Below are 26,830 nucleotides of genomic sequence, written 5' to 3' on the forward strand. Positions count from 1 at the left end.
AAGAGAGAACGAAGAGGGTGTTGTTGGGGTGCGCCTCCCCGCGGGACCTGGCGCCATTTTTTCCTGCGTGCCCACGCGGGAAAAAAGGGGGGGGGGGGGGGGCCCCCCCCCCCCCCCCCCCCGCCCGGTCACACCTCGGTCCCCGAACCCGCGGCCCGGCCGCGGGGGAGCGCCGAAGGACGTCCGCCCTACGCGTCGCCCCCGGCCGGCCCCGGGTCCGCCGCGGTGACGTCGAGCAGCTGGTAGCGGTCGATCGCCTGCTTCAGGACCGACCGGTCGACCTTGCCCTCGCGGGCCAGCTCGGTCAGGACGGCCACCACGACCGACTCCGCGTCGATGTGGAAGAAGCGCCGGGCCGCACCCCGCGTGTCCGCGAAGCCGAAGCCGTCCGCGCCCAGCGACTGGTAGGTCCCCGGCACCCAGCGGGCGATCTGGTCCGGCACCGAGCGCATCCAGTCGGAGACCGCCACGAAGGGCCCCTCGGCGCCCGACAGCTTCCGTGTCACGTACGGGACGCGCTGCTCCTCCTCGGGGTGCAGCAGGTTGTGCCGCTCCACCTCGACGGCCTCGCGGCGCAGCTCGTTCCAGGAGGTCGCCGACCAGACGTCCGCCCGGACGTTCCACTCCTCGGCCAGGATCCGCTGCGCCTCCACGGCCCACGGCACGGCGACGCCGGACGCCATGATCTGCGCCGGGATCGAGCCCGCGGTGCCCTCGCTGAAGCGGTGGATGCCCTTGAGGATGCCCTCGACGTCCACGTTCTCCGGCTCGGCCGGGTGCTGGATCGGCTCGTTGTAGACGGTGAGGTAGTAGAAGACGTCCTCGCCGTGCGGGTGCTCCTCGGACGAGCCGTACATCCGGCGCAGACCGTCCTGCACGATGTGCGCGATCTCGAAGCCGTACGCCGGGTCGTACGCCACACAGCCCGGGTTGGTCGAGGCGAGCAGCTGCGAGTGGCCGTCCGCGTGCTGCAGGCCCTCACCGGTCAGCGTCGTCCGGCCCGCGGTCGCGCCCAGCACGAAACCGCGCGCCAGCTGGTCCGCCATCTGCCAGAACTGGTCGCCGGTGCGCTGGAAACCGAACATCGAGTAGAAGACGTAGACCGGGATCAGCGGTTCGCCATGGGTCGCGTACGCCGATCCCGCGGCGATCAGCGAGGCCGTGCAGCCCGCCTCGGAGATGCCGTCGTGCAGCATCTGACCGGTCGGCGACTCCTTGTAGGCGAGGAGCAGCTCCCGGTCCACGGCTTCGTACTGCTGGCCGAGCGGGTTGTAGATCTTCGCGCTCGGGAAGAACGAGTCCATGCCGAAAGTGCGGTACTCGTCGGGCGCGATCAGCACGAACCGCTTGCCGATCTCCTTGTCCCGCATGAGGTCCTTCAGCAGCCGCACGAACGCCATGGTCGTGGCGATCGACTGCTGTCCGGAACCCTTCTTCACACTCGCGTAGGTCTTGTCCTCGGGGAGCTGCAGCGGCTTCGACCGCACCACACGGGTCGGGACGTAACCGCCCAGGCCCTTGCGGCGGTCGTGCATGTACTGGATCTCCTCCGAGTCGCGGCCCGGGTGGTAGTACGGCGGCGCGCCGGACTCCAGCTCCTTGTCGGAGATCGGGATGTGCAGCCGGTCGCGGAAGCCCTTGAGGTCGGCCACCGTCAGCTTCTTCATCTGGTGGGTGGCGTTGCGGCCCTCGAAGTTCGGGCCCAGCGTCCAGCCCTTCACGGTCTGGGCGAGGACCACGGTCGGCTGGCCCTTGTGCGCCTTGGCCGCCGCGAAGGCCGCGTAGACCTTCCGGTGGTCGTGGCCGCCGCGGCCCAGGTGCAGGATCTGGTCGTCCGTCATGTTCTCGACCATGGCGCGCAGCCGGTGGTCGTGACCGAAGAAGTGCTCGCGGATGTAGGCGCCGGTCTCGGTCGCGTACGTCTGGAACTGCCCGTCCGGCGTGGTGTTGAGCTGGTTGACCAGCACGCCGTCGCGGTCCCGCGCCAGCAGCGGGTCCCAGGTGCGGTCCCAGACCAGCTTGATCACGTTCCAGCCGGCGCCCCGGAACTGCGACTCCAGCTCCTGAATGATCTTGCCGTTGCCGCGCACCGGGCCGTCGAGCCGCTGGAGGTTGCAGTTGACGACGAACGTCAGGTTGTCCAGGCCCTCGCGCGCCGCGATCGACAGCTGGCCGAGCGACTCCGGCTCGTCCATCTCGCCGTCCCCGAGGAACGCCCAGACGTGCGACTTGGAGGTCTCCGCGATGCCGCGCGCCTCCATGTAGCGGTTCATGCGCGCCTGGAAGATCGCGCCGAGCGGGCCGAGACCCATGGAGACGGTCGGGAACTCCCAGAAGTCCGGCATCAGCCGCGGGTGGGGGTACGAGGACAGCCCGTACGGAGCCTTCGACTTCTCCTGCCGGAACGCGTCGAGCTGCTGCTCGCTCAGCCGGTCGAGCAGGAAGGCGCGGGCGTAGATGCCCGGGGAGGCGTGCCCCTGGAAGAAGATCTGGTCGCCGCCGTCGCCCTCGTCCTTGCCGCGGAAGAAGTGGTTGAAGCCGACGTCGTAGAGCGAGGCGGAGGACGCGAAGGTGGCGATGTGGCCGCCGACGCCGATGCCCGGACGCTGGGCCCGGGACACCATCACGGCCGCGTTCCAGCGGGTGGCGTTGAGGACTTTGCGCTCGATCTCCTCGTTGCCGGGGAAGAACGGCTCGTCCTTGGTGGCGATGGTGTTGACGTAGTCCGTGCTGCGCATCTCGGGCACGGCCACGCGCTTCTCACGGGCCCGCTCGATCAGCCGCAGCATCAGATAGCGGGCCCGCTCCCGGCCGCGCTCGTCCACGGCGGCGTCGAGGGAGTCGAGCCACTCCTGGGTCTCTTCGGGATCGAAGTCAGGTACCTGACTCGGAAGGCCGCCAATGATGATCGGGTTGCGATCGGATCCGGAAGCCACGCTGTTCCTTCACTGTCAGAGGGCCATTTTTCCCTGGGTTTCCAGGTGTCTGCACCGTTCCCCATCGTGTACCTCGGGAACGCGATCGTCATCTCTACCGAGAGGTAACCATCACGTCTGTCCAGCCCGGTCGGGGCGGGGCGGGTCAAATCGCAACGATACGCCCGGCCCGTCACGCGTTCCGCAAAGCCATTCGACTCCCGTACCCTCGGAGGGTCCCGAAGTCCGCAAACCGGGCAGAAGGGTGTGGTGTGCGTCACCCGGGTCTGTGATTCCATGCCAGGAGTTGCGTCGACACGGCCAGGATCGTCACCGTTTCGGCGGTCTCGGCGGCCGGGTACTTGCGCGATCCGCCCCGCCCGTGTGGACTACGGCCAATGCTTCGCGCACGCGCGTGGCTGAAGACTTCTCCCAGCTCCTGACCGAGCAGGGGGGAGACCCCGACCGAAACATGATCAGGAGGCAACCCGTGAGCGCGACCGCGGACCACGCGGAGGAGAGGACGAACCCTGCCGCCAGGCTGGGGTTCCAGCCCGAGCAGGTGGTCCAGGAGATCGGCTACGACGACGACGTCGACCAGGAGCTCCGCGAGGCCATTGAGGAAGTCATCGGCAGCGAGCTCGTGGATGAGGAGTACGACGACGTCGCCGATGCCGTGGTGCTGTGGTTCCGCGACGAGGACGGCGACCTGACGGATGCGCTGGTGGACGCCACCACGTACATCGAAGAGGGCGGCACGATCCTGCTGCTGACGCCGAAGACGGGCCGTGACGGCTACGTCGAGGCGAGCGACATCGCCGAAGCCGCGACGACCGCGGGTCTGTCCCAGACCAAGACCGTCAGCGTGGGCAAGGACTGGAGCGGCAGCCGGCTGGCCACGCCGAAGGCGGCCAAGTCGAAGCGCTGAACTCCGCTTTTCTCTTCCTCAAGGCAGTACTCGTGCTGCCCGCAGCAACGTGAGTGGGGCCCCCGCCGATCCGAGCCGACGGCGGGGGCCCCATCCATGGGCGGACCGCACCGGGCTCCCCGGTGGATCTCTGCGTAGGCTGGTCGTCACCCGAACAGCCCCCTGGAAGGGATGCGTGTGACTATGGCGATCGAGGTCGGCACCAAGGCCCCGGACTTCGCACTCAAGGACAACCACGGCGCCACCGTGAAGCTGTCCGACTTCCGCGGTGAGAAGAACGTGGTGCTGCTCTTCTACCCATTCGCTTTCACCGGCGTGTGCACCGGCGAGCTGTGCGCCCTGCGCGACGAGCTCCCCCGGTTCACGGACCGCGACACCCAGCTGCTGGCCGTCTCCAACGACTCCATCCACACCCTGCGCGTCTTCGCCGAGCAGGAGGGCCTGGAGTACCCGCTGCTGTCGGACTTCTGGCCGCACGGCGAGGTCTCCCGCGCCTACGGCGTCTTCGACGAGGACAAGGGCTGTGCGGTGCGCGGCACCTTCGTCATCGACAAGGACGGAGTCGTCCAGTGGACCGTCGTCAACGGCCTGCCCGACGCGCGTGACCTGAACGAGTACGTCACGGCGCTCGACACCCTGTGATTCTTCGGTCGCAAGGCCTGCAGGGTACGGGAACCCGTCACTAGGATCGACACGTTGATCCGATACCGAGCACGACGGGGCTCCCCGCCCCTGGACATCATTTGGGAGGAATCGTGGGAGTCAGCCTCAGCAAGGGCGGCAACGTTTCGCTGTCGAAGGAGGCACCCGGCCTGACCGCGGTCATCATCGGTCTGGGGTGGGACGTCCGTACCACCACCGGCACCGACTTCGACCTCGACGCCAGCGCCATCCTGACGAACGCGGAGGGCAAGGTCAGCAGTGACGCCAACTTCGTGTTCTTCAACAACCTGAAGAGCCCGGACGGCTCCGTGGAGCACACCGGCGACAACATCACCGGTGAGGGCGAGGGCGACGACGAGCAGATCAAGGTCAACCTCGCCGCCGTCCCGGCCGACGTGGAGAAGATCGTGTTCCCGGTCTCGATCTACGACGCCGAGAACCGCCAGCAGTCGTTCGGCCAGGTCCGCAACGCGTTCATCCGCGTCGTGAACCAGGCGGGCGAGGCGGAGATCGCGCGCTACGACCTCTCCGAGGACGCCTCGACGGAGACCGCGATGGTCTTCGGCGAGCTCTACCGTCACGGCGCGGAGTGGAAGTTCCGTGCCATCGGCCAGGGGTACGCCTCGGGCCTGCGCGGCATCGCGCAGGACTTCGGCGTGAACGTCTGAGCCGTGCACCGGCCCCTCGGGGCCATGGGCTCACCCGTCCGGCGCCGCACACTTCGAGTGCGGCGCCGGACGCGCTCGACAGCGGCGCCGGACCGCTGGACAACTGAAGTTCGACCTCGGGGAGGACCAGCATCATGGGCGTCACGCTCGCCAAGGGAGGCAATGTCTCCCTCTCCAAGGCCGCACCCAACCTCACGCAGGTGATGGTCGGGCTCGGCTGGGACGCGCGCTCCACCACCGGAGCCCCCTTCGACCTCGACGCCAGCGCGCTGCTGTGCAACGCGGGCCGGGTGCTGGGCGACGAGTGGTTCATCTTCTACAACCAGCTCAAGAGCCCCGACGGCTCGGTGGAGCACACCGGTGACAACCTCACGGGCGAGGGCGAGGGGGACGACGAGTCGATCCTGATCAACCTCTCCAAGGTTCCCGCCACGGTGGACAAGATCGTCTTCCCGGTCTCGATCCACGAGGCGGACAACCGCGGCCAGACCTTCGGCCAGGTCAGCAACGCGTTCATCCGCGTCGTCAACCAGGCCGACGGCCAGGAACTGGCGCGCTACGACCTGAGCGAGGACGCCTCCACGGAGACCGCGATGATCTTCGGCGAGGTCTACCGCTACAACGACGAGTGGAAGTTCCGCGCCGTCGGTCAGGGATACGCGTCCGGTCTGCGGGGCATCGCTCTGGACTTCGGGGTCAACGTCTCCTAGGCGGTAGCGGGGCCCGCCCGCGCCGGCCGCGAGTATGGCGCTCTACACTGCGTGGTCAACGTTAGGTAAAGCCGAGTACGGCGCGGGGGAGACCCGTACATACACGATTGGGTAGCCAGTGCTTCTGAAAACCTTCGGCTGGTCGTTTGCGGTCACCGCACTCGGCCTGGTCGCAGCGGTGCTCTACGGGGGGTGGACCGGCTTCGGCATCGTGGCGATCCTGTCCGTCCTCGAGATCTCGCTGTCCTTCGACAACGCGGTGGTCAACGCCGGGATCCTGAAGAAGATGAGTGCCTTCTGGCAGAAGATCTTCCTCACGGTCGGTGTGCTGATCGCCGTCTTCGGTATGCGACTGGTGTTCCCTGTCGTCATCGTGGCGGTGACCGCCAAGAAGAGCCCGATCGAAGCGGTCAACCTCGCGTTGACCGACAAGGACCAGTACCAGCAGCTGGTCACGGACGCCCACCCGGCGATCGCGGCCTTCGGCGGCATGTTCCTGCTGATGATCTTCCTCGACTTCATCTTCGAGGACCGGGACATCAAGTGGCTGTCCTGGCTCGAGCGGCCGCTGTCCAAGCTCGGCAAGGTCGACATGCTCTCGGTCTGCATCGCGCTGGTCGCCCTGCTGATCACGTCCATGACCTTCGCCGCCCACGCCCACCAGCACGGCGGGGCGCACGCCGACAAGGCGGAGACGGTCCTGATCTCCGGCATCGCCGGCCTGATCACGTACATGGTGGTCGGCGGCCTCTCCGGCTACTTCGAGGACAAGCTCGAAGAAGAGGAGGAGCGCGAGCACGAGGCCGAGGAAGAGGCCCGCAAGACCGGCAAGAAGCCGTCGGCGGTGGTCCTCGCCGGCAAGGCCGCGTTCTTCATGTTCCTCTACCTCGAAGTGCTGGACGCGTCCTTCTCCTTCGACGGTGTGATCGGCGCCTTCGCCATCACCAACGACATCGTGCTGATGGCCCTCGGCCTCGGTATCGGCGCCATGTACGTCCGGTCGCTGACGGTCTACCTGGTCCGCCAGGGCACCCTCGACGACTACGTCTACCTGGAGCACGGCGCGCACTACGCGATCGGCGCCCTCGCCGTGATCCTCCTCGTCACCATCCAGTACGAGATCAACGAGGTCATCACCGGCCTCGTCGGCGTCATCCTGATCGCCTGGTCCTTCTGGTCCTCCGTGCGCCGCAACAAGGCGATCGCCGCGGCCGAGGGAAAAGGCCAGACCTCGGACGAGAAGACTGAGGTCTCGTCCGGGGTGTGACACACACCGGGCCGGGGGATTGGCACCCCGCCCGATGAGGAACGCTCTGTGCGGGGCGGCTTTCGAGGACGGGTCCTCGGTGCCGCCCCGCACGGCATTCACCGTACGGACGGCAGCCGCCCGCACGGAAGCCGTGCCGCGCGGGGCGGCGGACGTCGGGGGCACGGCGTACGAATCAGGCACAGTGGGGGGCGGACATGAGCTTCTGGGAAGACCTGTGGCGCGGACGGTCGACGGACTTCGACTCCGGCAGCGCCTCGACCAACGCCATCGAACTGACCAAACGGCACCGCCAGGTCTCGCTCACCAAACAGGGCGCGGCCACCGGCAACCTGCGCATCAACCTGTCCTGGCGGATGCGCACCTCCGACATCGGCGGGCCCGAGCGCGGCAGCCTGCTGCGCCACCCCTTCCAGGCGTTCAAGCCGGAAGTGGTCCAGGCGCACACCCAGAGCATGGTCAACGTGGACCTCGACCTCGGCTGCATGTACGAGCTCACGGACGGCTCCAAGGGCGTCGTCCAGCCGCTGGGCGGCTTCTTCGGCGAACTCAACGCCCCGCCGTACGTGAAGCTCAGCGGCGACGACCGGTTCGGCTCGGGATCCGGCGAGACGATCTTCGTCAATCTCGACCACCGCGACGACATCAGGCGGCTGCTCGTCTTCGTCTACATCTACGACCAGACGCCCGCCTTCGACCGTACGCATGCCGTCGTCACCCTGTATCCGAGCAACGGTCCCCGGATCGAGATCGGCCTCGACGAACGCCACCCGCAGGCCCGGTCCTGCGCGGTGGTGATGATCGAGAACAACAAGGGCGAGCTGACCGTGCGCCGCGAGGTGAAGTTCGTGTACGGCTTCCAGGCCGAACTGGACCGCCTGTACGGCTGGGGCCTGCAGTGGGGGCGAGGCTACAAGTCGAAGGTCGACCGCTGACCCGCACCGGCCGCCCCGCGCCCGGCCCCGGCGTCCGCCGGGCGAGGGGCACGCCGCGCCGTACCGTGCCGGAGCGGGGCGCGGCCCCTCGGGGCCGGGCTCAGCGCCCGATGAACTGGGGACCCTGCGGAGGCAGCTCGAAATCCGGGTCCGCCACCGGACCCACGGCCTGTGGATAGCCGTACGCGGGCGGCTCGGCGGCCGGGATCTGCGGCTGCGGATACCCGTACCCCGACGGGTCCGTCGGCCGGGCGGCCTGCGGATAGCCGTACGCGGGCTGCCGCGGGGGCTCCGGCGGATAGCCGTAGGCGGGCTGAGACGCCTGCTGGGGCACCGGAGCCGGCTGCTCGGGCGGCAGCGGCACCGACGTCTCGGGCGGGCCGGCCGGTGCCGCCCAGGTCTCGTCCGTGGCGCTCGGGGGCGCCGCCCAGGTGCCCTCGGGCGTGCTCTCCGGCTCCGACTCGTCCACCGAGATCCCGAAATCGGTCGCCAGCCCCTGCAGGCCGTTCGAATAGCCCTCGCCGAGCGCCCGGAACTTCCACCCCTCGCCGCGCCGGTACAGCTCACCGCAGATCAGCGCCGTCTCCGCGCCCGTCTCCGGCTTGATGTCGAAGTACGCCAGCGGCTCGCCGTCCGCGACCGACGCGTCGTACAGCAGGATGCGCAGGTCCCGTACGCGGTCGAAGGTGACGCCGTCCGCCGAGGCGACCAGCAGAATCTGGCCGACCGCGGACTCGACGCCCGCCAGATCCGTCTGGATCGTGTCGGTGAGGCCCTCGGCGACCCGCTTCTTGCCGAGCCGCCAGACCTTGGCCGACGGGTGCCGGGGCTGGTTGTAGAAGACGAAATCCTCGTCGGATCGCACACGACCGTCGGGGCCGAGGAGCAGCGCCGAGGCGTCGACGTCCGGAACGCCCTGCCCGGGCGCCCAGCGCAGCACGGCTCGTACCGCCGTGGCGTCCAGCGGGACGTTCGACCCCTTCAGCATCGCGTGCGTCATGCGGTCATCCTGCCCTCTCGGGCCTGGTCACGACAACGCGGGGTACTCGGCTCCCGCACAGGAACAGTAGGTGCCGGACACAGCTGAGTTACCAGAACTTCATGCTCGCCGGGAACTGTTGACATGGATCTCTACGTACTATTACCGGCCACATCATGTCAGGCCGTCTAGCCGCCACGGGGGAGTCTCATGCGTCATTTCGGGCACGTCGCTCCTCAGGAGCGCCAACGCCTCTTCCACCGGGAGCCGTGCGCCTTCAGCGCCCAGTCCCCGGCCCACGTCCTCGCCGCGGCCCTCGGCGCCACGCTCTACAGCCCCGCCACCCGGCCCCACCTCGCCGACGACATCGTGAAACAGTCCGGGCGCGGTGTGGTCTCCATGGTGCTGTGCCTGGAGGACTCGATCGACGACGCGGAGGTCGCGGACGCCGAGGAGAACCTGGTCAGGCAGTTCACCGACCTCGCCGGACGGCCCGAAGCGGAGGTCCCGCTGCTGTTCGTGCGGGTCCGCGCCCCCGAGCAGATCCCGGACCTCGTCCACCGCCTCGGCCCCGCCGTCCGGCTGCTGTCCGGATTCGTCCTGCCGAAATTCACCGAGGAGCGGGGCACCCCGTTCCTGGAGGCCCTCACCGCCGCCGAGACGGCGAGCGGACGGCGCCTGTTCGCCATGCCCGTCCTGGAATCGCCCGGCCTGCTGCATCTGGAGTCCCGCCGCGAGACCCTGGAAGGCATCTACCGCACGGTCGACAAATACCGCGACAGAGTCCTCGCCCTGCGCCTCGGCGTCACCGACTTCTGCTCCGCCTACGGACTGCGCCGTGCCCCGGACATGACAGCCTACGACGTGCAGATCGTCGCCTCTGTCATCGCCGACGTGGTGAACGTCCTCGGCCGCGCCGACGGCACCGGGTTCACCGTGACCGGGCCCGTCTGGGAGTACTTCCGGCTCCAGGAGCGCATGTTCAAGCCGCAGCTGCGCCGCAGTCCCTTCACCCCCGAGGCCGAGGACCTGCGCACCCTGCTCATCGAGCACGACATGGACGGCCTGCTGCGCGAGATCGCCCTCGACCGCGCCAACGGTCTGCTCGGCAAGACCTGCATCCACCCCTCGCACGTCCTGCCCGTGCACGCGCTGTCCGTCGTCAGTCACGAGGAGTACACGGACGCCCAGGACATCCTGCGGCCCGATCGATGCGGTGGCGGCGTGCTCCGCTCCGCCTACACGAACAAGATGAACGAGGTGAAGCCGCACCGCGCCTGGGCCGAACGCACCCTCCAGCGTGCCGAGGTCTTCGGCGTCGCGAACGAGGACATCGGCTTCGTGGAGCTGCTCGCCGCCGGACTGACCTCCTGACCCGACCGGACCGACCGGACCGACCGGACCGATCCGATCAGCAACCAGCAAGGAATCGATGAACAACGTGGTGTGGACGGGAACCTGGGTCGCGGAGCGGCTCGGGGTCGAACTCGTCGGGGACGAGAAGCTGCACGACCTGCTGGGTCTCGCGCTGCGGCGCAACCCCAAGCGGGCGCACCTCCTCGTGTCCAACGTGCTCGGCAAGCACGTCCCGCAGTCGCCCTCCGTGGTCTACGGGTACGGGTTCGCCCTCGGCCGGCGCGTCCGCGAACTGCTGGGCGAACAGGCGGGCACCTCCGTCGTCCTCGGCTACGCGGAGACCGCCACCGGCCTCGGCCACAGCGTCGCCGACGGCATCGGCGTCGCCCCCTACCTGCACTCCACCCGGCGCTCCGTGCCCGGCGTCGCCCAGGCCGGCGGCTTCGAGGAGTCCCACTCCCACGCCACCTCCCACCTGCTGCTCCCCGAGGACCCGCGCCTGCTGGCCGGCCCCGGACCGCTGGTCCTCGTCGACGACGAGTTCTCCACCGGCAACACCGTGCTCAACACCGTGCGCGCCCTGCACGCGCGCTACCCGCGTGAGCGGTACGTCGTCGTGGCCCTCGTCGACATGCGCTCCGCCGCCGACCTCGGGCGCCTGGAGGACTTCGCCCGCGAGATCGGCGCCCGCGTCGACCTGGTCGCGGCCGCCTCCGGCACCGTCGTCCTCCCGGAGGGCGTCCTGGAGAAGGGGCAGGCACTCGTCGCCGCCCACGAGACGTCCGCCGACGAGTCCGCCGCGGTCGGTTCCGCCGCACCAGGCTCTGCAGCCCCCGGCTCCGGCGCACCAGGCTCTGCCGCACCAGGCTCTGCCGCCCCCGGCTCCGCCGCCCCGGAGCAGGCCCGCGACGCAGTCCGCGTCCCGCTCGACTGGCCGCACGGCGTGCCCGACGGCGGCCGGCACGGATTCACCCCAGAGCACCGAATACGCCTGGAGACCGCGCTGCCCGCCCTGGCCGCCCGGGTCGCCGACGCCCTGCCCGCCGGGGCGCGACGCGTCCTCGTCCTCGGCTTCGAGGAACTGATGTACGCGCCGCTGCGACTCGCCCGCGAGCTGGAACAGATCGTGGACGCCGACGTGCGGTACTCCACCACCACGCGCTCACCGGTCCTCGCCCTCGACGACCCCGGCTACGCGATACGCAGCCGGATCGTCTTCCCCGCCCACGACCACCCGGACGACGGCCCCGGCCCCCGCTACGCCTACAACGTCGCCGGCGCCGGCTTCGACGCCGTCGTCGCGGTCGTCGACTCCACCGCCGACACCCCCGAGCTGCACGCCCCCGACGGACTCCTGGCACAGCTCGCCGCGCACACCCCGGCCGTCCTGCTCGCCGTCGTGCCCTCCCACGTCCCGTCGCGGGCGCCCGGCTCCGGAGCCGCGCCGCACGCGGCCCCGCGGCCGACCGCCACCGAAAGGCCCCTCATGCTCCCCGAGCCCCTCCGCGGCCCCGCCTTCTCCTCGTACCCGCCCGAAGACGTCGGCTGGCTGCTCCAGGACCTCTCGGACGTCCGCCTGGAGGCACCGACCGAGGAGCGCGAGGAGGCCATCCAGAGCGGCGGCGCCCACTACGCGGAGTCGCTGCCCGTGGAGTACCAGCCGAGCGACGCGTACCAGGAGCTCTTCCACGCGGCCCTCGGCACCTCGGCCGCCCGCATCGCCCAGGCCGTCGGCGCCGTCACCGAGCTGGTGCTCGCCGAACGCTCGCCCAGACCCGTCCTGGTCTCCCTCGCCCGCGCCGGCACACCCGTCGGCGTCCTCATGCGCCGCTGGGCCCGGCACCGCCACGGACTCGACCTCCCGCACTACGCCGTCTCCATCGTGCGCGGCCGCGGCATCGACGCCAACGCCCTGCGCTGGCTCGCCGCCCACCACGACCCGGCCGACGTCGTCTTCGTCGACGGCTGGACCGGCAAGGGCGCCATCACCCGCGAACTCGCCCAGGCCATCGAGGAGTTCGAGGCGTCCGACGGCATCACCGGCTTCGACCCGGAGATCGCCGTGCTCGCCGACCCCGGCTCCTGCGTACGCACCTACGGCACCCGCGAGGACTTCCTCATCCCCTCCGCCTGCCTCAACTCGACCGTCTCCGGCCTGATCTCCCGCACGGTCCTGCGCGCCGACCTCGTCGGCGAACACGACTACCACGGCGCGAAGTTCTACCGCGAACTCGCCGGCGCCGACGTCTCCGTCGACTTCCTCGACGCCGTCTCCGCCCACTTCGACCAGGTCACCGAGGCCGTCGACACCCAGGCCAAGGACCTCCTCTCCGCCGACCGCGCGCCCTCCTGGGAAGGCTGGGCCGCCGTCGAGCGGATCAGCGAGGAGTACGGCATCCACGACGTGAACCTCGTCAAGCCAGGCGTCGGCGAGACCACCCGGGTCCTGCTGCGCCGCGTGCCCTGGAAGATCCTGGCCCGCGCCGGGGCGGGCGCCGACCTCGACCATGTGCGCCTGCTCGCCGAACAGCGCGGTGTCCCCGTCGAGGAGGTCGCCGAACTCCCCTACACCTGCGTCGGGTTGATCCACCCCAAGTTCACCCGCGGGGCGACCGGCGCCGACGGCCGGGCGGTGACCTCCTGATGACCTCTCCCCAGGTGCTCGTCGCCAGCGACCTCGACCGCACGCTCATCTACTCCTCGGCCGCCCTGGCCCTCGCCATGCCCGACGCCGAGGCCCCCCGGCTGCTCTGCGTCGAGGTCCACGAGAGCAAGCCGCTGTCGTACCTGACCGAGACCGCCGCCGGCCTCCTCACCGAACTCGGCGAGACCGCGGTCTTCGTCCCCACCACGACCCGCACCCGCAAGCAGTACCAGCGCATCAGCCTGCCCGGCCCCGCCCCGAAGTACGCGATCTGCGCCAACGGCGGCCACCTGCTCGTCGACGGCATCTCCGACCGCGACTGGCACGCGCGGGTCACCGACCGCCTGGCCGACGAGTGCGCCTCCCTCGCCGAGGTGCGCGAACACATGGCCGCCACGTCCGACCCGCTCTGGGTCCGCAAGCACCGCGTCGCCGAGGACCTCTTCGCCTACCTCGTCGTCGAGCGCGAACTGCTCCCCGAGGACTGGGTGAAGGAACTCGCCGTATGGGCCGAGAACCGCGGCTGGACCGTCTCCCTCCAGGGCCGCAAGATCTACGCCGTCCCCAAACCGCTCACCAAGAGCGCGGCGATGCGTGAAGTCGCCCGCCGCACCGGCGCCGACCTCACCCTCGCCGCGGGGGACTCGCTCCTCGACGCCGATCTGCTGCTCGCCGCCGACCGGGGCTGGCGTCCCGGCCACGGCGAACTCGCCGAGGCCGGCTGGACGGGCCCCTCGATCACCGCTCTTCCGGAACTCGGGGTCGCCGCGGGGGAGCGGATTCTCCGGGAGTTCCTCGACGCCTGCGACCGCCCCGGCCGGACCTGAGCAGCCGCAGCCCGACGAAGACGAGCACCGCGAGCGCGGCCGCCGCCAGCACCGCCTTCGAGTACGCGGAGACGACACCCGTGACCTTGGTCCAGTTGTCGCCGAGCAGATAGCCCGCGAGCACGAAGGCGGTGTTCCAGATCGCGCTGCCCAGCGTCGTCAGCCCGAGAAACACGGGCAGCGGCATGCGCTCCACGCCCGCGGGCACGGAGATCAGGCTGCGGAAGACGGGGACCATCCGCCCGAAGAACACGGCCTTCGTGCCGTGCCGCAGGAACCAGGCCTCGGTCCGCTCGACGTCCGCCGCCTTCACCAGCGGCAACCGGGCCGCCATCGCGAGCGTGCGGTCCCGGCCGAGCAGGGCGCCCACGCCGTAGAGGGCGAGCGCGCCGACGACCGAGCCCAGCGTCGTCCACACCAGCACGCCGAGCAGGCTCATCCTGCCGCTGCTCGCCGCGAAACCGGCGAGGGGCAGGATCACCTCGCTGGGCAGCGGTGGGAAGAGGTTCTCCAGCGCGATGGCGAGGCCCGCGCCGGGTGCTCCGAGCGTGGCCATGAGGTCACTGACCCACGAGGGCGCGCCGCCCTGCGCGCGCTCGGCTGCCGTGGTCGCCGCTGCGATGGCTGTCATGGGCCCCACGCTAGGCAACCGAAGCTGAAGAGAGGCTGAGGGCGGTGGGGGTGCGGGGGTGGCCTACGGGTGTTGGCCTGCGGGCGTTGGCCTGCGGGTCTGGGGCAACCGGCGTTGGCCCCACGTCTGTACGTCTACTGGTGTTGGCCTACGGCTGTATGCCTACGCCTGTATGCCTACCGGTGTTGGCTTACGGCTGTACGCCTGTACGCCTGTACGCCTACAAGCCCACCGGCGTTGGCCTACGGTTGTCGGCTGACGCGCGGGGGCTCGTCGCGGGCGGCTCTCAGCGCGCCGGCGTCGGCCCACAGGTGTTGGCCGGGTGGCCTTGGTCAATGGACGTTGGCCTACGGGTGTGGGTCAACCGGCGCTGGCCCGCAAATGTTGACCCGCCGACGCAGGCCCCCGCGAGCCGGTGTTTGCCAATCGGCGCTTGCCAACAGGCGTTTGCCAACCCGTGTTCGCCAACCGGTGTTTGCCGACGTGGGCCTACCGGCGTTGGTCAGCGAGTCGTCCCGATCAGCCGCAGCAACCGCCGCCGCAGCATCCACCGCCACCGCCGCCGCCCGCCCGGGGCGCCGCCGCAGGGGCCGAGGCCGCGCCGCCGACCGCGACGGTCGACAGAAGCTTCACCGTGTCGTCGTGGCCGCCGGGGCAGGCCGCGGGGGCGCCGGACTCCGCCATCGGCCGGCTCAGCTCAAAGGTGTCACCGCAGGTCCGGCAGCGGTATTCGTAGCGAGGCATGCGGACAGGTTAACGGGCTCCGAGTCCCACCGGGAGGCTTACCCGGACCAGGAACCGGGCCCGGGCCCCGGGTGGGTCAAGCGACCCGCACCCGGGCCCCGTACCGGAAGAGAGGCCGGACCGTGGGGAGGCCGCGCCCCACGGGAAGAAGCCGGGCCTCGGGGCCGGCTGGGCCTCAGCCCTTGTGAGGACCGGGGCCGGGGCCCGTGAGGCGCGGGCCGGAGCCGTCCCGGTGGCTGCCGCCCGGCCCGGCGATCCCGCGGGCCCGCTCGGCCGCCTGAATCCGCGACTGCACCCGCTCCTCGGTCTCCGCCTGTTCGGGGTGACGGGAACGCCAGTACGGATTGTCGTGTGGCAGGGCGGAGCCGACTCTCCCGTACATGCCGAAGAACATCAGCATCACGCCCACCACGAAGCTGAACAGCACGTTCGGGATGCGGAAGGCGAGGAAGTTGTTGTCGGTGTCGAGCAGTGCCAGATTCACGAAGCCGCTCAGGATGAACAGGACGCCGACGACCATGTTGAGCGTCGAGGCGAAGTTCCCGCCGATCACCATGCCGACGAAGAGCAGCAGGCCGACGCAGATCGAGATGACACTGAGCGCGCCGTTCGTGCTCAGACCGGCGACCTCGTCCCCGCGGGTGTCGAAGAAGCCGACCTTGTCGATCAGGCCCAGGATGCCGAAAGCGAGCAGCACCAGGCCCATCAGACCGGCGCCGACCCGGTAGAACTTGCTCAGGTGGTGGTCGACCGGAAGGTGTTCGTCGAACCGGATGCGACGCTTGGGCCCGGACTGCACTGCGTGCGTGGCCATGTTCGCCTCCCTCTGCCACTAGCGGAGGTACTGGTAGTCCCCAGGATCCGCCCGGACGGCCGGGACCGGCAACATCAAGCGGCGCGGGCCGCCCGGGACCGGGCCGCGGATCCCAGCGCCCGCAAGGGAAAATCCGGTCATCACTTCCGCACGGGAGGAGTACGACCAGGTCCCCGCCACCGGGACCCTCCACACCGCGCGGCCGGGCCCCCTCACGCCCTGCCAGCGGGACTCCTTACGCCCCGCCAGTGAGAAGCTCCTCACGCTCCGCCGCTGCCCCGCTCCTCACGGATCTGTCCGACCACCGTGGCCACCGTCCGCCGTACGGCCTCCGTCTCGGTGAGGAAGTGCCAGTAGTCGGGATGGCGGCCCTCCAGCTCGCCGACGGCGCGGTCGAGCCGGGCCACCGAGTCGTCGAGGGGGCGGGCGTGGCGCGGATCGGGCGTGTTGCGGCCGGTCATGGCGAGCCGCTGGGCGTCACGGATCGCGAAACGGGTGCGGTCGATCTCGTGCTGGGGGTCCTTCGCGACGGCGTTGAGCCGCTGGAGCCGGTCACCGGCCGCGGAGACGGCCTCGTCGGTATGGTTCAGCAGCGCCCGCACCGTGGACAGCAGCGAGGTCGCGTCCGGCCAGCGCTGGTCGTCGCGTGCCGCCTGCGCCTCCTTCAGCTTCAACTCGGCCTGCCGTACGTTCTCGGCGGCGTGGTCCGGTACGTGCTGCAGGTCCTGCCAGCAGGCGGCCACGAAACGGCGCCGCAGCTCGCTCAGAACCGGTTCGACCTGCCCGGACCGGGTGGTCAGCGCTTCGGCACGGGTCCGCAGCGAGACGAGCCGGTGGTCGATCTCGGCGGCCCGCTCGGGCAGCCGCTGCGCCTCGGCCCGTACGGCCTCGGCCTCGCGTGCGACCCGCTCGGCGCGCTCCAGGGTCTCCGGCACGCCGTGCTGTCCAGCGCCCTGGTTCAGCTTGGTCAGCTCGGGTGCGAGGGTGGCGAGCCGGGCCGCGAGGTCGTCGGCCCTCAGCCGGGTGGCCCGGACGGCGTCCAGGGCGTTGGAGGCCGCGAGCAGGGCCTGGCGGGCGCGCTCGACGGCCGGGGCGAGCCGGGCGAGCTGCGTCTCCGCCTTGCCGAGCAGCGGTTCGAGCCCCCGGGTGAAACGGTCCAGCTCCTGCTTCACCCGGCCCAGTTCGTCCTTGGCGGCGGTCAGTTGGGTGCGGGCCTGGGCGGCGGCGGACGCCTCCAGGTCGTCCCGGTCCAGGTCGTGGGCGTCGACGGCGTTGATGTACTGGTGGCTGGCCTCGTCGATGCGCCGGCCGAGCGCCTCGAAGTCGGACACGGCCCGGCGGGCGGCGGGGGAGTCGTCGACGGCGCGGATGGTCTCTATCGAGATCCGCAGGTCGCGCTGGGCGGTGTCGAGCTCGTAGAAGGCGGCGGCGGCCGCGTCCTTCGCGGCCTGGGCCTCGGCGCGCTGGCCCTCGGAGCGGCCGCCGAACCAGCGCCGGGTCCCGCCGCCCGCGAAGGCGGCGGGCAGGGCGAGAACGGCGAGCAGCGGCAGCGCGACCAGGGTCAGCGCGTCACGCGCGGCCCGGGAGGCGCCGACGGCGCGTGCGGGACCGGCGGCGCGGCCGACCCGGGGACTCGGAGGGCGACGACGTGTCTGCTCCGCACATGGCACAAACGGCGTGTACGGCTGCGAAGGTGTCGCCGTCACATCCCTCTCCCGTGCTGTCATCCGCCCTACCCGGTGTCATTCTCCCACCCGATAGGGACGAACACACGGGCTCATCAGTTCGCGGTTCGTACCGTGACCTTCCCGTCACTGGTGCGGGCGGAGACGACGTGGGCGCTGTCGTCCGCGCGGGGCACCGACACGTGGACGGATCCGTCGTCGCTCTCGGTCGTCACCCGGTAGGTCTCGCGGGGCAGTCCGATCGTGATGGAACCGTCCTGGCTGCGGGACTCCACCAGCTGCGGTACGACGCCCAGTTCGAGCCGTACGGAACCGTCCTCGGTGGTGGCACGCACGCGGCGCGAGTCGACGCCGAGGGCGCTGATGGAACCGTCGGCGCTGTGCAGGTCCAGCGGACCGCTGGAATCCGTCACCCGCACGGAACCGTCGGCCGTACGGATGCTGAGCGGCTTCTCGAAGCCCCGCGCCGTCACGCCACCGTCGCCGTCCTGGACGTCGACCGCGATGCCGCGCGGCACCTCGATCCGGTGCTTGGCGGAGCAGTCGGCGACGACGCCGGAGCACTTCATCCGCAGGACGAGCCGGTCGCCCTTCATGGACCAGGTCACCCTGGGCTCCCCACCCACGACGACGCTCCCCTTGAACCACCGCGTGACCTCGACCCGGTCGGCCTCACCTGAGTCGGCGACCACGAGCTCCAGCGCGGAGTCGTCCGAGTCGACGGTGAGGGTACGGCCGGGCAGGGCGAACGAGCGGTGTTCGGGCTTCTGGTCGTCCTCGGCGTTCGCGCCGCAGGCCGTGGCCGTGGCGACGAGCGCGACGACGGCGGCGACCCCGACCGCCGTCCGGACGCGGCCGGTGCTTCCCGTACTCCGGACACGTGCTGTGCGAACCATGCGGACCATGTGGATCTCCCCCTGCGCGGAACGTCGGCGTGCGCCGGGCCCCTCGGGCACGCTCTTCCGACGCCCTTCGACCGTACGGATCCGGGGCCCCCGGGAGGATCCGGGCCGCTCCCGGATCAGGGGTGGGGATAACCCCCGTCCGGCACCGGATACGGGTTTGCGGGACAGGCCCTCGGGCAATGTAGGCTGTCGACTCGTCCTGGGCGCGTAGCTCAGCGGTAGAGCGCCGCCCTTACAAGGCGGATGTCGGCGGTTCGAAACCGTCCGCGCCCACCAGGAAAAAGGCCCCCAGCCGATCATGGCTGGGGGCCTTTGACATCCAGATCTGACATCAGTGCCGGGACTACTCACGCTGTAGCCGTCGCGTGAGCAGCCGGTCCATATGGCTGACGGCCTCGCGCTGCGTGTCCTGGACGACGTGCGTGTACACGTTCATCGTGACGGCGATCTGACTGTGCCCGAGGATCTCCATCACGACGCGGGGAGCCACACCGGCCGCGGTGAGCAGGGTCGCGCAGCCGTGCCGGGCGTCGTGGAGCCGGATGACCCGAAGGCCGGCGTTCCCAGCGACCCGCGTGAACGAGCGGTAGACGTTGCGAGGCTCGATCGGCCGACCCGTACGCGTGGTGAACACGTAGTCGCTGTCCTCCCAGCGATCACCTGCCCGCTCGCGCATCGCGGCCTGGCGCATCCGCTGGTACCGCAGGGGTGCCACGCACATGGCTGGCAGCGGCAGCACCTGCCGACGGCGCCGCCCCTTGGGATCGTCCTCGTACGCCTCCCCTCCGGCCCGCTGTCGCTGCTTCCGGACCCTGAGCTCGCGCTTGTCGAGGTCGACGTCCTGCCAGCGGAGTCCGATGACCTCCCCGCGACGGAGGCCGAGCGCGATGGAGAGCACGAAGGTCGGTAGAGCGGATCGGGTCGTGCGGCGGTGAGGAAGGCGAGCGTCTCGTCCAGGCTCCAGGGATCAAGAGCCCGCGCACGGCGCGGGCTGGCCCCTGGGGGCGGCCCCCACACGCCTTCGGCGCAGGGGCCGCCCCCTGGGACCGCAGCGAGCGACGGCCCACGAGTAGAGTCCCGAACGGACACGGCCGCGGTTAAAGACGTGCCTCCGGCGGGGGCGCTCCTGCATCCGGGGTGGACGGGGCTCCGTACGCGAGTGCCGGCCGATTGGTGGCGTGCGCAGGGGGCTCCCATCCCGTCTGCCATCGACCCAGGCGGAGCCGAGCAGACGTGGTCCATGGCGTCCAGGTCGTTCGTACAGTGGCGCGCTCCACCTGGACGCCATGGACCACGCCCGCTCCACGGTGTGTGGGTCGACGGCAGACGGGATGGGAGCTGGGGTGAGTGGTGGGTTGAGCAGAGGGCCATGCGGAAGCTGGCGAACCACAGTGGCACCCTCGCTCTCTGGGCTAGCCCCTGTCTTGTTCAGCCTGCCAAGACTTCGGTGCCAGACGCAGCCTGGTGCCGGCACTACTTGCGCAGAAACCCGTGCAGCAGAGTGACGACGGCGGCGGCTGTTCCGAAACCCGCTCCGAGAGCTGGGTGGTTCAAAACCGCGTAGACCGTAAGGGCGCCGATGAGCATGAGCAGAAGAGTGCGCGTGCTGATCTGATTCATCTGTTCCTCCAAGTGGGTGACTTGGAGTCAGCTTGGGTGGCTCTCAACCTCAGTTTACGATTTCTGACAACCTCTCTTGATCTTTTACAGCCTCTGACAGACCATGACGCTAGGTGACATCGAGGCCATGTCATACGGGTAGACAACCAGGGGGTAGCGCGTGGCGCAGTGGCTGAGACCAAAGCTTCCCGAGCCCCCCTTCGGACCTTCAACCGTGAGCTCCACACACTGCATGGCAAGGCGGGGTACCCCTCAGCTCGGAAGCTTTCGTTAGCTGTCGACAAGATCGTCAGCCATACGAACATCCATCACGCCTTTATCAAGCCCGCCTTGCCATCGTGGGGACTGGTCGAAGTAGTTGTCGAGCAGCTAGCCGACATGGCTCGGCCTCGCCTTCCGGCTGAGGCGGAAGTCAATCGCTTCAAGACCCTCTGGGATGAGGCGCATACCTCTGGCTGCTGAACTGCAACCCGAAGACGTTCAAGCTTGACGAATACCGCGGTGCCGGCGAGGTCCTGGACTCGTGGACTATTGCCCGGCACAAGGACGAGGTTGCGGCCGGTGATGAGTTCGTTCTGTGGGTGAGCGGACCTAACGCTGGTGTCGCGGCGTACGGTCACCTCACGGGGTCTTCACAGTACGGGCCGGTGGACGCCCGCTACTGGACCACCGATCCCGGATCGAAGCACTACGTACCCCTCGAAGTCGACAGGTGGCTTGACCTGCGCATCCCTAAGACGCAGCTAGCCAGCGACGCACGCATGGCCGAGGCGACGATCCTTCGCCAGCCCTTCACCAGCAACCCTCACCGCTTGACCACCGACCAGTGGCAGGCCATCCGCGAAGCCATCGAGGTCACCGAGAGCAGCGACCCGGGCTGGCATCTGAACCCGGGCGACACAATCCGTCGCACTGATCTGCACACGCGCTACGGAGGAAGCTCGCAAAACGAGATTTCGCTCTCTGGGACATCGGACAACATCCTCATCTTCACGGCCGCGACCTCGGGTCACCAGCACGGGTACTTCGACACCTGGAACGAGGACGGGACCTTTCACTACACCGGCGAGGGCCAGACCGGCGACCAGAGGATGACCCGAGGCAACAAAGCGATCCTCGAACACCGCGAGACCGGCAAGCGCCTACGCCTCTTCGACGGGGCCCGCGGTACGGTGCGCTACCTCGGTGAGTGGACGCTGGATCAGGAGCAAGCCTTCACGTGGGCGGAAGCTCCAGAGTCAGGAGGCGGCCCCCTGCGGCAGGTCATTCGCTTCCACCTCATCCCCGTACGCGCAACGATCACCGTGCCGGAGGTGGAGGTAGGCCAGAGCTACGTCATCGTAGACGAAGACGTCGCACCCGCGCCGGCAGTCCCGAGCGCGCCAGACCCCGACCTTGTTGGCCGCAACCTGTCGACGCACCGCAGGGTCCAGAACTATCTGGCCCAAGAGGCGAAAGACCGCGGACTGACCGCACTGTCGCCCGGCGCCGCTGACCCCGATTTCGATCTTGCGTGGCGCGACGATCAGGATCGACTCACCGTCTGCGAGGTTAAATCCCTGACGCGTGCCAATGAGGCCCGCCAGCTTCGAGCCGGACTTGGCCAGGTCCTGGACTACAGAGACCAGCTGAGCGTTCGCTCCGCGGACATAGCAACAGTTCTCTGGGTCGAGCGCGAGCCGGCCGAAATCAGGTGGGTCAACCTTTGCTGGCAGGTTGACGTTACGCTCGCCTGGCCTGGCCAGGAGAAAGCGGTCTTCTCCCGTGGCCACGAGGTCGCCGCCCAAGACTGAAATGCGAATCCTCTGCACCTCGGTCCAACCTGAGGCGCCCCCCTCTCACTGGAAGTAATTTCCAGTCGAAATCGTAGGCCAAAAGTGGAGACACGATGCATCGAAAGCCGTCCGCCAAAGTAGCCAGCATCGGTGTAACGCAAACACAACTCGCAATCGAGGCTGAGCTGAGTTGGCTATTCCGTGAGCAGCCAACAGAAGATTTCGGCATTGATGCACACGCCGAGGTCGTTGACGCTGAGCAAGTCAGAGGGCGGCTACTTGCTTTGCAGATCAAGAGCGGTTCTAGCTGGTTCAGAGAACGAAGCGAAGGTGGTTGGTGGTTCCGACCAGATCCTGAACATGTGCAGTACTGGACTAATCACTCCCTGCCTGTCGCGGTAGTGCTGTACCACCCAGAGAGGAAGCTCTGTTACTGGCAGCTAGTTAATCACGAGACACTCAGAGAAACCTCTCGTGGCGGCTGGAAGTTGCTGGTTCCCGAGGCCCAAGTGCTCGACCAGAGCGCCAGGGCTCCGCTCAGCCAGGCCGCAGAGGGCGACCCCTACACTCTCCGGATTCGCGAACTTCAGCTTGCGCGTCCATGGATGCGAATGCTGAACACGGGCATGCGGCTAGTCATCGACATCGAGGAATGGGTCAACAAAACGTCGGGCCGAGGAACAATCACCCTGGGCGTAGACAACGAAGACGGAAAAGACCCGGAACAACTTGCGAGCTGGACTGTGTTTTTGGGTCTGTCTAGCTACGCCGAAGTAGTCCCGAAACTTTTCGCTTGGGCAAACGTAAGCCTTCATCCGGAAACCTATGATGACGCCGAATATGACGACTATCCATACAGCCGTGACGACTGGGACGTTCTGCACCCATACGCGAACGGCGCGGGCGAAGTCGACTTCTATCGGTTCGAATTGACGCTAAACGAGCTGGGTCGATCCTTCCTGATTGTGGATCGATTCGCTACGGAAGGTCTTAGGCAGTTGACTGCGTAGAGAACTCGGCGCTCTCTACGCTGACCTAGGTCCACGATCACCGTACTAGCCTGACCGTTTCTAAGCGCTCAGCCGCACGGTAGTGAGGTCGCCCTTCGAGGTTCAGCCACCATTTCGACTGATTCTGATCGCAACAAAGGATCGCGATCTGTTGCCAGTAAGTGCCGTACGGCACCCTGGACTCATGGGAGTACCTACCGCGCGCACGGCCTTCCGCATCACCTTCACCGAGTTCATACCCGACCCTGACGACGATGACTGCCGACGTCGAGCAACCACGATCCGCGCCGACCGCATCACGTTCGAAGACGAGTACCTGATCCTGTGGGTTGACGACACCGAGCACGGCCGCTTCTCCGTGAACACGATCAAGGCCGTCGAAGTTGCCCAAGTACCTTGCAACAGCCGGCGCGAGGACCCTGACCAACTCCGTGACCGCTACCCGAACTTCGGGAAGGCTTGGACCGCGGACGACGAAGAGAAGCTCCTCACCCTGTACCGCTCCGGGCAGCACAACTACGAGGAACTGGCCGTCGAGTTCGGGCGTCAGCCCAGCGCCATCGTGTCCCGTCTCAAAAAGCTCGGGCTGGAGCATCTGTGACCGAGGCCCAGGACAGGAAAGCGATCCGCGCTGTCGCGCACTTGGCCAACTACGTGCTTTGGGTGCGCGAATGGCCGACGAAGCCAACTTGGCGGGACCGATTCCACCGATACTTCTATCCCGAAGCTTATCGCTTCGACCCAGCCTGCACCCCACCGAGGCCATGGGTGGACCGACCAGCCGGCGCGTACGAGCGGGCGGGGTGGCGGATACGGGTTGCCTATCTCGGCTCCGATATAGCGTTCGAGGTCGAGTACGTAGTATGCGTGCAGTGCAAGATCGGATGGGTCGAGTCGCCATACTCCTACCCCGGCTACGAGCGTCACGGACTCGCCTCAGCCGCACTTCGATCACTGCGAGACGCGTACCCCGGACTGGAGTGGCACACAGGCGGCGGACATTTCCGCGAGTCTGTACCGTTCTGGACCTCGGTCGCTGCGAACGTTCCCGGTGGTTATACGCAGCAAGATCGATGCCTTCATGTGGAGTCGCGGCGCGCACGGTGGCGGCAACTCATGGACTATTTCTGGACGGGTGTCCGTCATGCGACTCACGAGAAGCCTCTGAACTGTGCACTTGTCTGGGACTCAAGGGGCCTCCGGAGCCGTAAACGCAGGTTCGAATCCTGCCGGGGCCAGGCCGGCCGCTGTGGGGCTCACCCGTGCTGCCAGGCCGTGCCCACGACCTCACGGCCGCCCGCACCCCCCGGCTCATCCGGGTCTGCGAACCCCCGGCGTTCCAATCCCTACCGACCGTGTCTACTTGGGCGTCGGCCCCTCGGATGACTATCCGGTCAGAAGCCCACCCCGGCCGCGAGCTGTCGCCGACCCAGCGAACCATCAACCGTGCGCTCATCGCAGCACCGGAGGTAGCTGAACGAGGCGTGGCGCTATTGGCGTCCTGGGGGTCCTCCGATGATCCCGGTGCAGCCCGAATCGAATGTCGTGAGTCGGCCTATCCCGCTCCGTTGCGGATGTCTAGCGGTAGGCATGAGTTGCAGGTCGACACCGGCTGGTATCAGTGCGGTCAGCGCCGTACGCGGGCGTGCCCAAGTTGTCGTAAGTCCGGTGATCACCCCTGGCGCACGCAACAATTTTGGATCGCGCGTGCCTACGATCGGAGTGGACATCCTGGGGGGAAATTCATGACTGATGGTGGCGGCGCTGCTCCTGGTACGACAGGGACGCCCGATGACGGGGATGCAGGCCCGTCTGGGATCATCCCGCCTGAGCCGCCACGGAGCTTGGCCGCCCGATTCGGCAGCATAATGTGGTGGATTCACAGCCGCATCCGCACTTTTGGACGTATCACACTGCTTGTTTATGGCCTGCTACTCGGCTTCGTCGGTTTCGCTGACGTCTATAGCGGGCTAGATTTCGAGGCAAGGACGCTAGGAGTCTTCCTCGTCTTCGCCGCGATACCCATTGTCTGCAGTTGCAGTGCTGCTCTCGCTTCCGGAACACCTGCCCTCTGGCGCCGGTGGGCACCGCTCTCGGCGGATCTGGTTGTCTGCATTGTCAATGGCTGGATCATCTATCGCGTCCAGTCCAACTTCGTATTCCAGCCAATTCTCTCCGTGACCGCCGCGACCGTGACCGGCACCATGATCCTTGCTGTGTTCCTCATTTGGGGGGACGCGCGCGAGAATCCCGAGCCGCCGCTTCAACAGGTTCCGCCGCCGGCGACGTCGTCTAACAGCCAGACGCGTTCATCAATGGTCGCCGCAGCCATCGGTGGAGTCGCTACTGTATTGGCAGCCTGTTTCACTCTCCCCCAGTTCTGGTATTCCGCCCTCCACGAGCCGTCCCAAGAATCGCCGGTCGTACAGGTGGAGGCGAGTATCAAGAGCGTCGAAATGCGCGCTCACGACGTCGAGCTCACAGTGGCTATTACCGTCGAGAATAAGGGGAAGACGCCCGTCACGATGCTCACATCGCTGTACGAGATTACCGGGACGGTGTTGCTGGGGAAGCCGACCCACGACAATCGCGATCCGGCATCAAAGTACAAGGAGATCGTCGGCGGGAACTACGGTTCCGCTGCGCGGGTAAGCCGGAGCACCGAATACTCGGAAGCTGAGCAGATTCAAGTCGGGCCCGTTGGCGAGGACAACGCTTGGATCGGCCCCGATGAGGAAGTCCACGCCACCCTGCTCGCACGTGCCCCCCGAGATTTGGGCTACTCCTTGTACAGGATCTCAGTAGACGTCGCTGTCGCGCGGGCAGACCGTGTGGAGGTTGAGGACGGACCTCATTCGCCTCGCCAGATCAAGTCCTGCATGGGTGCCGACATTGCTGAGGATCGCCGCCCTCTTGCGCACCGGGGTACCTTCGACCGGTTGACGGAAAGCGACAGAGAGCTCGTCACCTACTGGGTTCTCGGCGGCAGTAATGGCTGGAAATCGCCGTGGTGGCCAGAGTTCCCATGGAATGGCGTATCGATCGAGCACACAGGTCACAACTGTGACCATGCCTTGGAACCCGATGACGATGGCCTGGAGGACAACGCAATGGTCGGATGGGCCAGCACCGTAGCTGAAGCATGGAGGCCACAGGAGGAAGATGGCAAGCCGTAAATTTCCTCTCGTCGGATATGTCGGGTTGCACGCTGGTGCTGTCATTTCTGGGCATCCAGAAGGCGGCGCTCGTCCCGCACATCCGGCGGACCTACTACAGCGACGAGGGGGCCCGTGGAGAGGGCGGACATCGTGTCGCCCGCCGCTCACTGCGAGATCGCCTACGAGATCCCGATCGACCGTCCGTAGCGGACGGCCTACTGGACCCGGGGAAGCAGGTCTGCGGGGGTGCCGCGCCTACCTTCGGCGTCGGATGTACCAACCCGCGACCAGCACGATGAGGATGGCAACCACGAATGCCCATACGGTTGTTGCGCCGTGGTACGAACGGTACGCAATCAGAGCAAGCATGATCAGCGGATACCCAAGTCGGGTGGCCTCAGCCAACACACGTCGTCCGTTCCTCTGTCGAATGTGTGTCGAAGGCACCTCACGTCCGCAGTCGTCAGCCGAAGACCGCGAGGTCAGAAGGCGTGCGCCGATGATCCCGCCAAGCGCCTTCTAAGCGCTCGGCCGTTCGGAACGTGCCACAGCCGTGCCACATCGTGCGGTCAACCACGGTCAACGACGGCCCACCA

Annotated in this window: 21 protein-coding genes, 1 tRNA gene and 3 pseudogenes; 16 read left to right on the forward strand and 9 right to left on the reverse strand. The window is 68.1% G+C overall.

Annotation, left to right across the window (positions count from 1 at the left end; all coding sequences use genetic code 11):
• Positions 1–188 precede the first annotated feature (188 nt).
• Complete coding sequence (aceE, locus tag ACZ4NT_RS01870) at positions 189–2,936, reverse strand: pyruvate dehydrogenase (acetyl-transferring), homodimeric type (RefSeq protein ID WP_121403254.1); 2,748 nt, start codon at positions 2,934–2,936, stop codon at positions 189–191.
• A gap of 469 nt (positions 2,937–3,405) precedes the next feature.
• Between aceE and ACZ4NT_RS01875 the strand changes: the two genes are divergently transcribed.
• From ACZ4NT_RS01875 to ACZ4NT_RS01900, 6 genes are all read left to right on the forward strand, one after another.
• Entirely contained in the window at positions 3,406–3,843 is a 438-nt protein-coding gene (locus ACZ4NT_RS01875) for a DUF3052 domain-containing protein (RefSeq protein WP_183116860.1), read from the forward strand.
• Positions 3,844–4,026: 183 nt separating this feature from the next.
• Positions 4,027–4,485 carry a peroxiredoxin gene (locus ACZ4NT_RS01880; protein WP_121403256.1) on the forward strand — a complete coding sequence of 153 codons (459 nt, stop codon included), beginning with the start codon at positions 4,027–4,029 and terminating at the stop codon, positions 4,483–4,485.
• Positions 4,486–4,598: 113 nt separating this feature from the next.
• Positions 4,599–5,174, forward strand: a complete 576-nt coding sequence (locus ACZ4NT_RS01885; protein ID WP_121403257.1) for a TerD family protein — start codon at positions 4,599–4,601, stop codon at positions 5,172–5,174.
• Between the two features lie 134 nt (positions 5,175–5,308).
• Positions 5,309–5,884, forward strand: a complete 576-nt coding sequence (locus ACZ4NT_RS01890; protein WP_121403258.1) for a TerD family protein — start codon at positions 5,309–5,311, stop codon at positions 5,882–5,884.
• Between the two features lie 118 nt (positions 5,885–6,002).
• Complete coding sequence (locus ACZ4NT_RS01895; RefSeq protein ID WP_121403259.1) at positions 6,003–7,151, forward strand: DUF475 domain-containing protein; 1,149 nt, start codon at positions 6,003–6,005, stop codon at positions 7,149–7,151.
• A gap of 197 nt (positions 7,152–7,348) precedes the next feature.
• Positions 7,349–8,086: a Tellurium resistance gene (locus ACZ4NT_RS01900; RefSeq protein ID WP_121403260.1), complete on the forward strand. Its 738-nt coding sequence runs from the start codon at positions 7,349–7,351 to the stop codon at positions 8,084–8,086.
• A gap of 100 nt (positions 8,087–8,186) precedes the next feature.
• On the opposite strand, the gene ACZ4NT_RS01905 is transcribed toward ACZ4NT_RS01900, so the two are convergent.
• Positions 8,187–9,086, reverse strand: coding sequence for a TerD family protein (locus ACZ4NT_RS01905; protein WP_121403261.1), 900 nt, complete (start codon positions 9,084–9,086; stop codon positions 8,187–8,189).
• A gap of 189 nt (positions 9,087–9,275) precedes the next feature.
• Here ACZ4NT_RS01905 and ACZ4NT_RS01910 point away from each other — a divergent pair, with 189 nt between their 5' ends.
• From ACZ4NT_RS01910 to ACZ4NT_RS01920, 3 genes are read left to right on the forward strand one after another with little or no spacing between them, the layout of a single operon-like run.
• Positions 9,276–10,439: an HpcH/HpaI aldolase/citrate lyase family protein gene (locus ACZ4NT_RS01910; protein WP_467722697.1), complete on the forward strand. Its 1,164-nt coding sequence runs from the start codon at positions 9,276–9,278 to the stop codon at positions 10,437–10,439.
• A gap of 58 nt (positions 10,440–10,497) precedes the next feature.
• A complete protein-coding gene (locus ACZ4NT_RS01915; protein ID WP_467722699.1) occupies positions 10,498–13,065 on the forward strand; it encodes a phosphoribosyltransferase in 2,568 nt (855 codons plus the stop codon).
• On the forward strand, positions 13,065–13,892 hold the full coding sequence (locus ACZ4NT_RS01920; RefSeq protein ID WP_467722701.1) for an HAD family hydrolase: 828 nt from the start codon (positions 13,065–13,067) through the stop codon (positions 13,890–13,892). The genes ACZ4NT_RS01915 and ACZ4NT_RS01920 overlap by 1 nt, the downstream gene beginning before the upstream one ends.
• On the opposite strand, the gene ACZ4NT_RS01925 is transcribed toward ACZ4NT_RS01920, so the two are convergent.
• The 5 genes from ACZ4NT_RS01925 to ACZ4NT_RS01945 form a co-directional block, all read right to left on the reverse strand.
• Positions 13,804–14,523 carry a DedA family protein gene (locus ACZ4NT_RS01925; protein ID WP_467722702.1) on the reverse strand — a complete coding sequence of 240 codons (720 nt, stop codon included), beginning with the start codon at positions 14,521–14,523 and terminating at the stop codon, positions 13,804–13,806. The two genes, ACZ4NT_RS01920 and ACZ4NT_RS01925, sit on opposite strands and share 89 nt — an antisense overlap.
• 519 nt (positions 14,524–15,042) lie before the next feature.
• Entirely contained in the window at positions 15,043–15,267 is a 225-nt protein-coding gene (locus ACZ4NT_RS01930) for an FmdB family zinc ribbon protein (RefSeq protein ID WP_467722704.1), read from the reverse strand.
• Between the two features lie 175 nt (positions 15,268–15,442).
• A complete protein-coding gene (locus ACZ4NT_RS01935; RefSeq protein ID WP_121403267.1) occupies positions 15,443–16,081 on the reverse strand; it encodes a DUF4383 domain-containing protein in 639 nt (212 codons plus the stop codon).
• A 260-nt stretch (positions 16,082–16,341) separates the two neighbouring features.
• Positions 16,342–17,787 (reverse strand): hypothetical protein, encoded by a 1,446-nt coding sequence (locus ACZ4NT_RS01940; RefSeq protein WP_467722706.1) that lies wholly within the window; start codon positions 17,785–17,787, stop codon positions 16,342–16,344.
• Between the two features lie 74 nt (positions 17,788–17,861).
• Entirely contained in the window at positions 17,862–18,671 is an 810-nt protein-coding gene (locus ACZ4NT_RS01945; RefSeq protein ID WP_467722707.1) for a DUF4097 family beta strand repeat-containing protein, read from the reverse strand.
• 201 nt (positions 18,672–18,872) lie between these two features.
• On the opposite strand from ACZ4NT_RS01945, the gene ACZ4NT_RS01950 reads away from it, so the two are divergent.
• Positions 18,873–18,947 (forward strand) — tRNA-Val (locus ACZ4NT_RS01950).
• Positions 18,948–19,014: 67 nt separating this feature from the next.
• Here ACZ4NT_RS01950 and ACZ4NT_RS01955 read toward each other — a convergent pair.
• Positions 19,015–19,649 (reverse strand): annotated as a pseudogene (locus ACZ4NT_RS01955) (tyrosine-type recombinase/integrase); the annotation flags it as partial.
• Between the two features lie 495 nt (positions 19,650–20,144).
• Positions 20,145–20,291 (reverse strand): hypothetical protein, encoded by a 147-nt coding sequence (locus tag ACZ4NT_RS01960; RefSeq protein WP_467722709.1) that lies wholly within the window; start codon positions 20,289–20,291, stop codon positions 20,145–20,147.
• Positions 20,292–20,938: 647 nt separating this feature from the next.
• On the opposite strand from ACZ4NT_RS01960, the gene ACZ4NT_RS01965 reads away from it, so the two are divergent.
• From ACZ4NT_RS01965 to ACZ4NT_RS01990, 6 genes and pseudogenes are all read left to right on the forward strand, one after another.
• Positions 20,939–22,084 (forward strand): SRA domain-containing endonuclease, encoded by a 1,146-nt coding sequence (locus tag ACZ4NT_RS01965; RefSeq protein WP_467722711.1) that lies wholly within the window; start codon positions 20,939–20,941, stop codon positions 22,082–22,084.
• Positions 22,085–22,179: 95 nt separating this feature from the next.
• Positions 22,180–23,076, forward strand: coding sequence for a DUF4365 domain-containing protein (locus ACZ4NT_RS01970; protein WP_467722713.1), 897 nt, complete (start codon positions 22,180–22,182; stop codon positions 23,074–23,076).
• A 184-nt stretch (positions 23,077–23,260) separates the two neighbouring features.
• A complete protein-coding gene (locus ACZ4NT_RS01975; RefSeq protein ID WP_467722715.1) occupies positions 23,261–23,677 on the forward strand; it encodes a hypothetical protein in 417 nt (138 codons plus the stop codon).
• A 634-nt stretch (positions 23,678–24,311) separates the two neighbouring features.
• A pseudogene (locus ACZ4NT_RS01980) lies at positions 24,312–24,405 on the forward strand (IS5/IS1182 family transposase); the annotation flags it as partial.
• 515 nt (positions 24,406–24,920) lie between these two features.
• Complete coding sequence (locus tag ACZ4NT_RS01985; protein ID WP_467722717.1) at positions 24,921–26,252, forward strand: hypothetical protein; 1,332 nt, start codon at positions 24,921–24,923, stop codon at positions 26,250–26,252.
• Between the two features lie 41 nt (positions 26,253–26,293).
• Positions 26,294–26,441, forward strand: a pseudogene (locus ACZ4NT_RS01990) (GntR family transcriptional regulator); the annotation flags it as partial.
• Between the last annotated feature and the right edge of the window lie 389 nt (positions 26,442–26,830).

The organism is Streptomyces sp. NPDC026417, from assembly GCF_055567695.1.

What these genes read in the sequence shown, in the direction of transcription:
- ACZ4NT_RS01880 (WP_121403256.1), top strand. Translation starts at nt 4,027, where the DNA reads ATGGCGATCGAGGTCGGCACCAAGGCCCCGGACTTCGCACTCAAGGAC.
- ACZ4NT_RS01890 (WP_121403258.1), top strand. Translation starts at nt 5,309, where the DNA reads ATGGGCGTCACGCTCGCCAAGGGAGGCAATGTCTCCCTCTCCAAGGCC.
- ACZ4NT_RS01900 (WP_121403260.1), top strand. Translation starts at nt 7,349, where the DNA reads ATGAGCTTCTGGGAAGACCTGTGGCGCGGACGGTCGACGGACTTCGAC.
- ACZ4NT_RS01905 (WP_121403261.1), bottom strand. Translation starts at nt 9,086, where the DNA reads ATGACGCACGCGATGCTGAAGGGGTCGAACGTCCCGCTGGACGCCACG.
- ACZ4NT_RS01910 (WP_467722697.1), top strand. Translation starts at nt 9,276, where the DNA reads ATGCGTCATTTCGGGCACGTCGCTCCTCAGGAGCGCCAACGCCTCTTC.
- ACZ4NT_RS01915 (WP_467722699.1), top strand. Translation starts at nt 10,498, where the DNA reads ATGAACAACGTGGTGTGGACGGGAACCTGGGTCGCGGAGCGGCTCGGG.
- ACZ4NT_RS01920 (WP_467722701.1), top strand. Translation starts at nt 13,065, where the DNA reads ATGACCTCTCCCCAGGTGCTCGTCGCCAGCGACCTCGACCGCACGCTC.
- ACZ4NT_RS01925 (WP_467722702.1), bottom strand. Translation starts at nt 14,523, where the DNA reads ATGACAGCCATCGCAGCGGCGACCACGGCAGCCGAGCGCGCGCAGGGC.
- ACZ4NT_RS01930 (WP_467722704.1), bottom strand. Translation starts at nt 15,267, where the DNA reads ATGCCTCGCTACGAATACCGCTGCCGGACCTGCGGTGACACCTTTGAG.
- ACZ4NT_RS01935 (WP_121403267.1), bottom strand. Translation starts at nt 16,081, where the DNA reads ATGGCCACGCACGCAGTGCAGTCCGGGCCCAAGCGTCGCATCCGGTTC.
- ACZ4NT_RS01945 (WP_467722707.1), bottom strand. Translation starts at nt 18,671, where the DNA reads ATGGTCCGCATGGTTCGCACAGCACGTGTCCGGAGTACGGGAAGCACC.
- ACZ4NT_RS01960 (WP_467722709.1), bottom strand. Translation starts at nt 20,291, where the DNA reads ATGAATCAGATCAGCACGCGCACTCTTCTGCTCATGCTCATCGGCGCC.
- ACZ4NT_RS01970 (WP_467722713.1), top strand. Translation starts at nt 22,180, where the DNA reads ATGCATCGAAAGCCGTCCGCCAAAGTAGCCAGCATCGGTGTAACGCAA.
- ACZ4NT_RS01975 (WP_467722715.1), top strand. Translation starts at nt 23,261, where the DNA reads ATGGGAGTACCTACCGCGCGCACGGCCTTCCGCATCACCTTCACCGAG.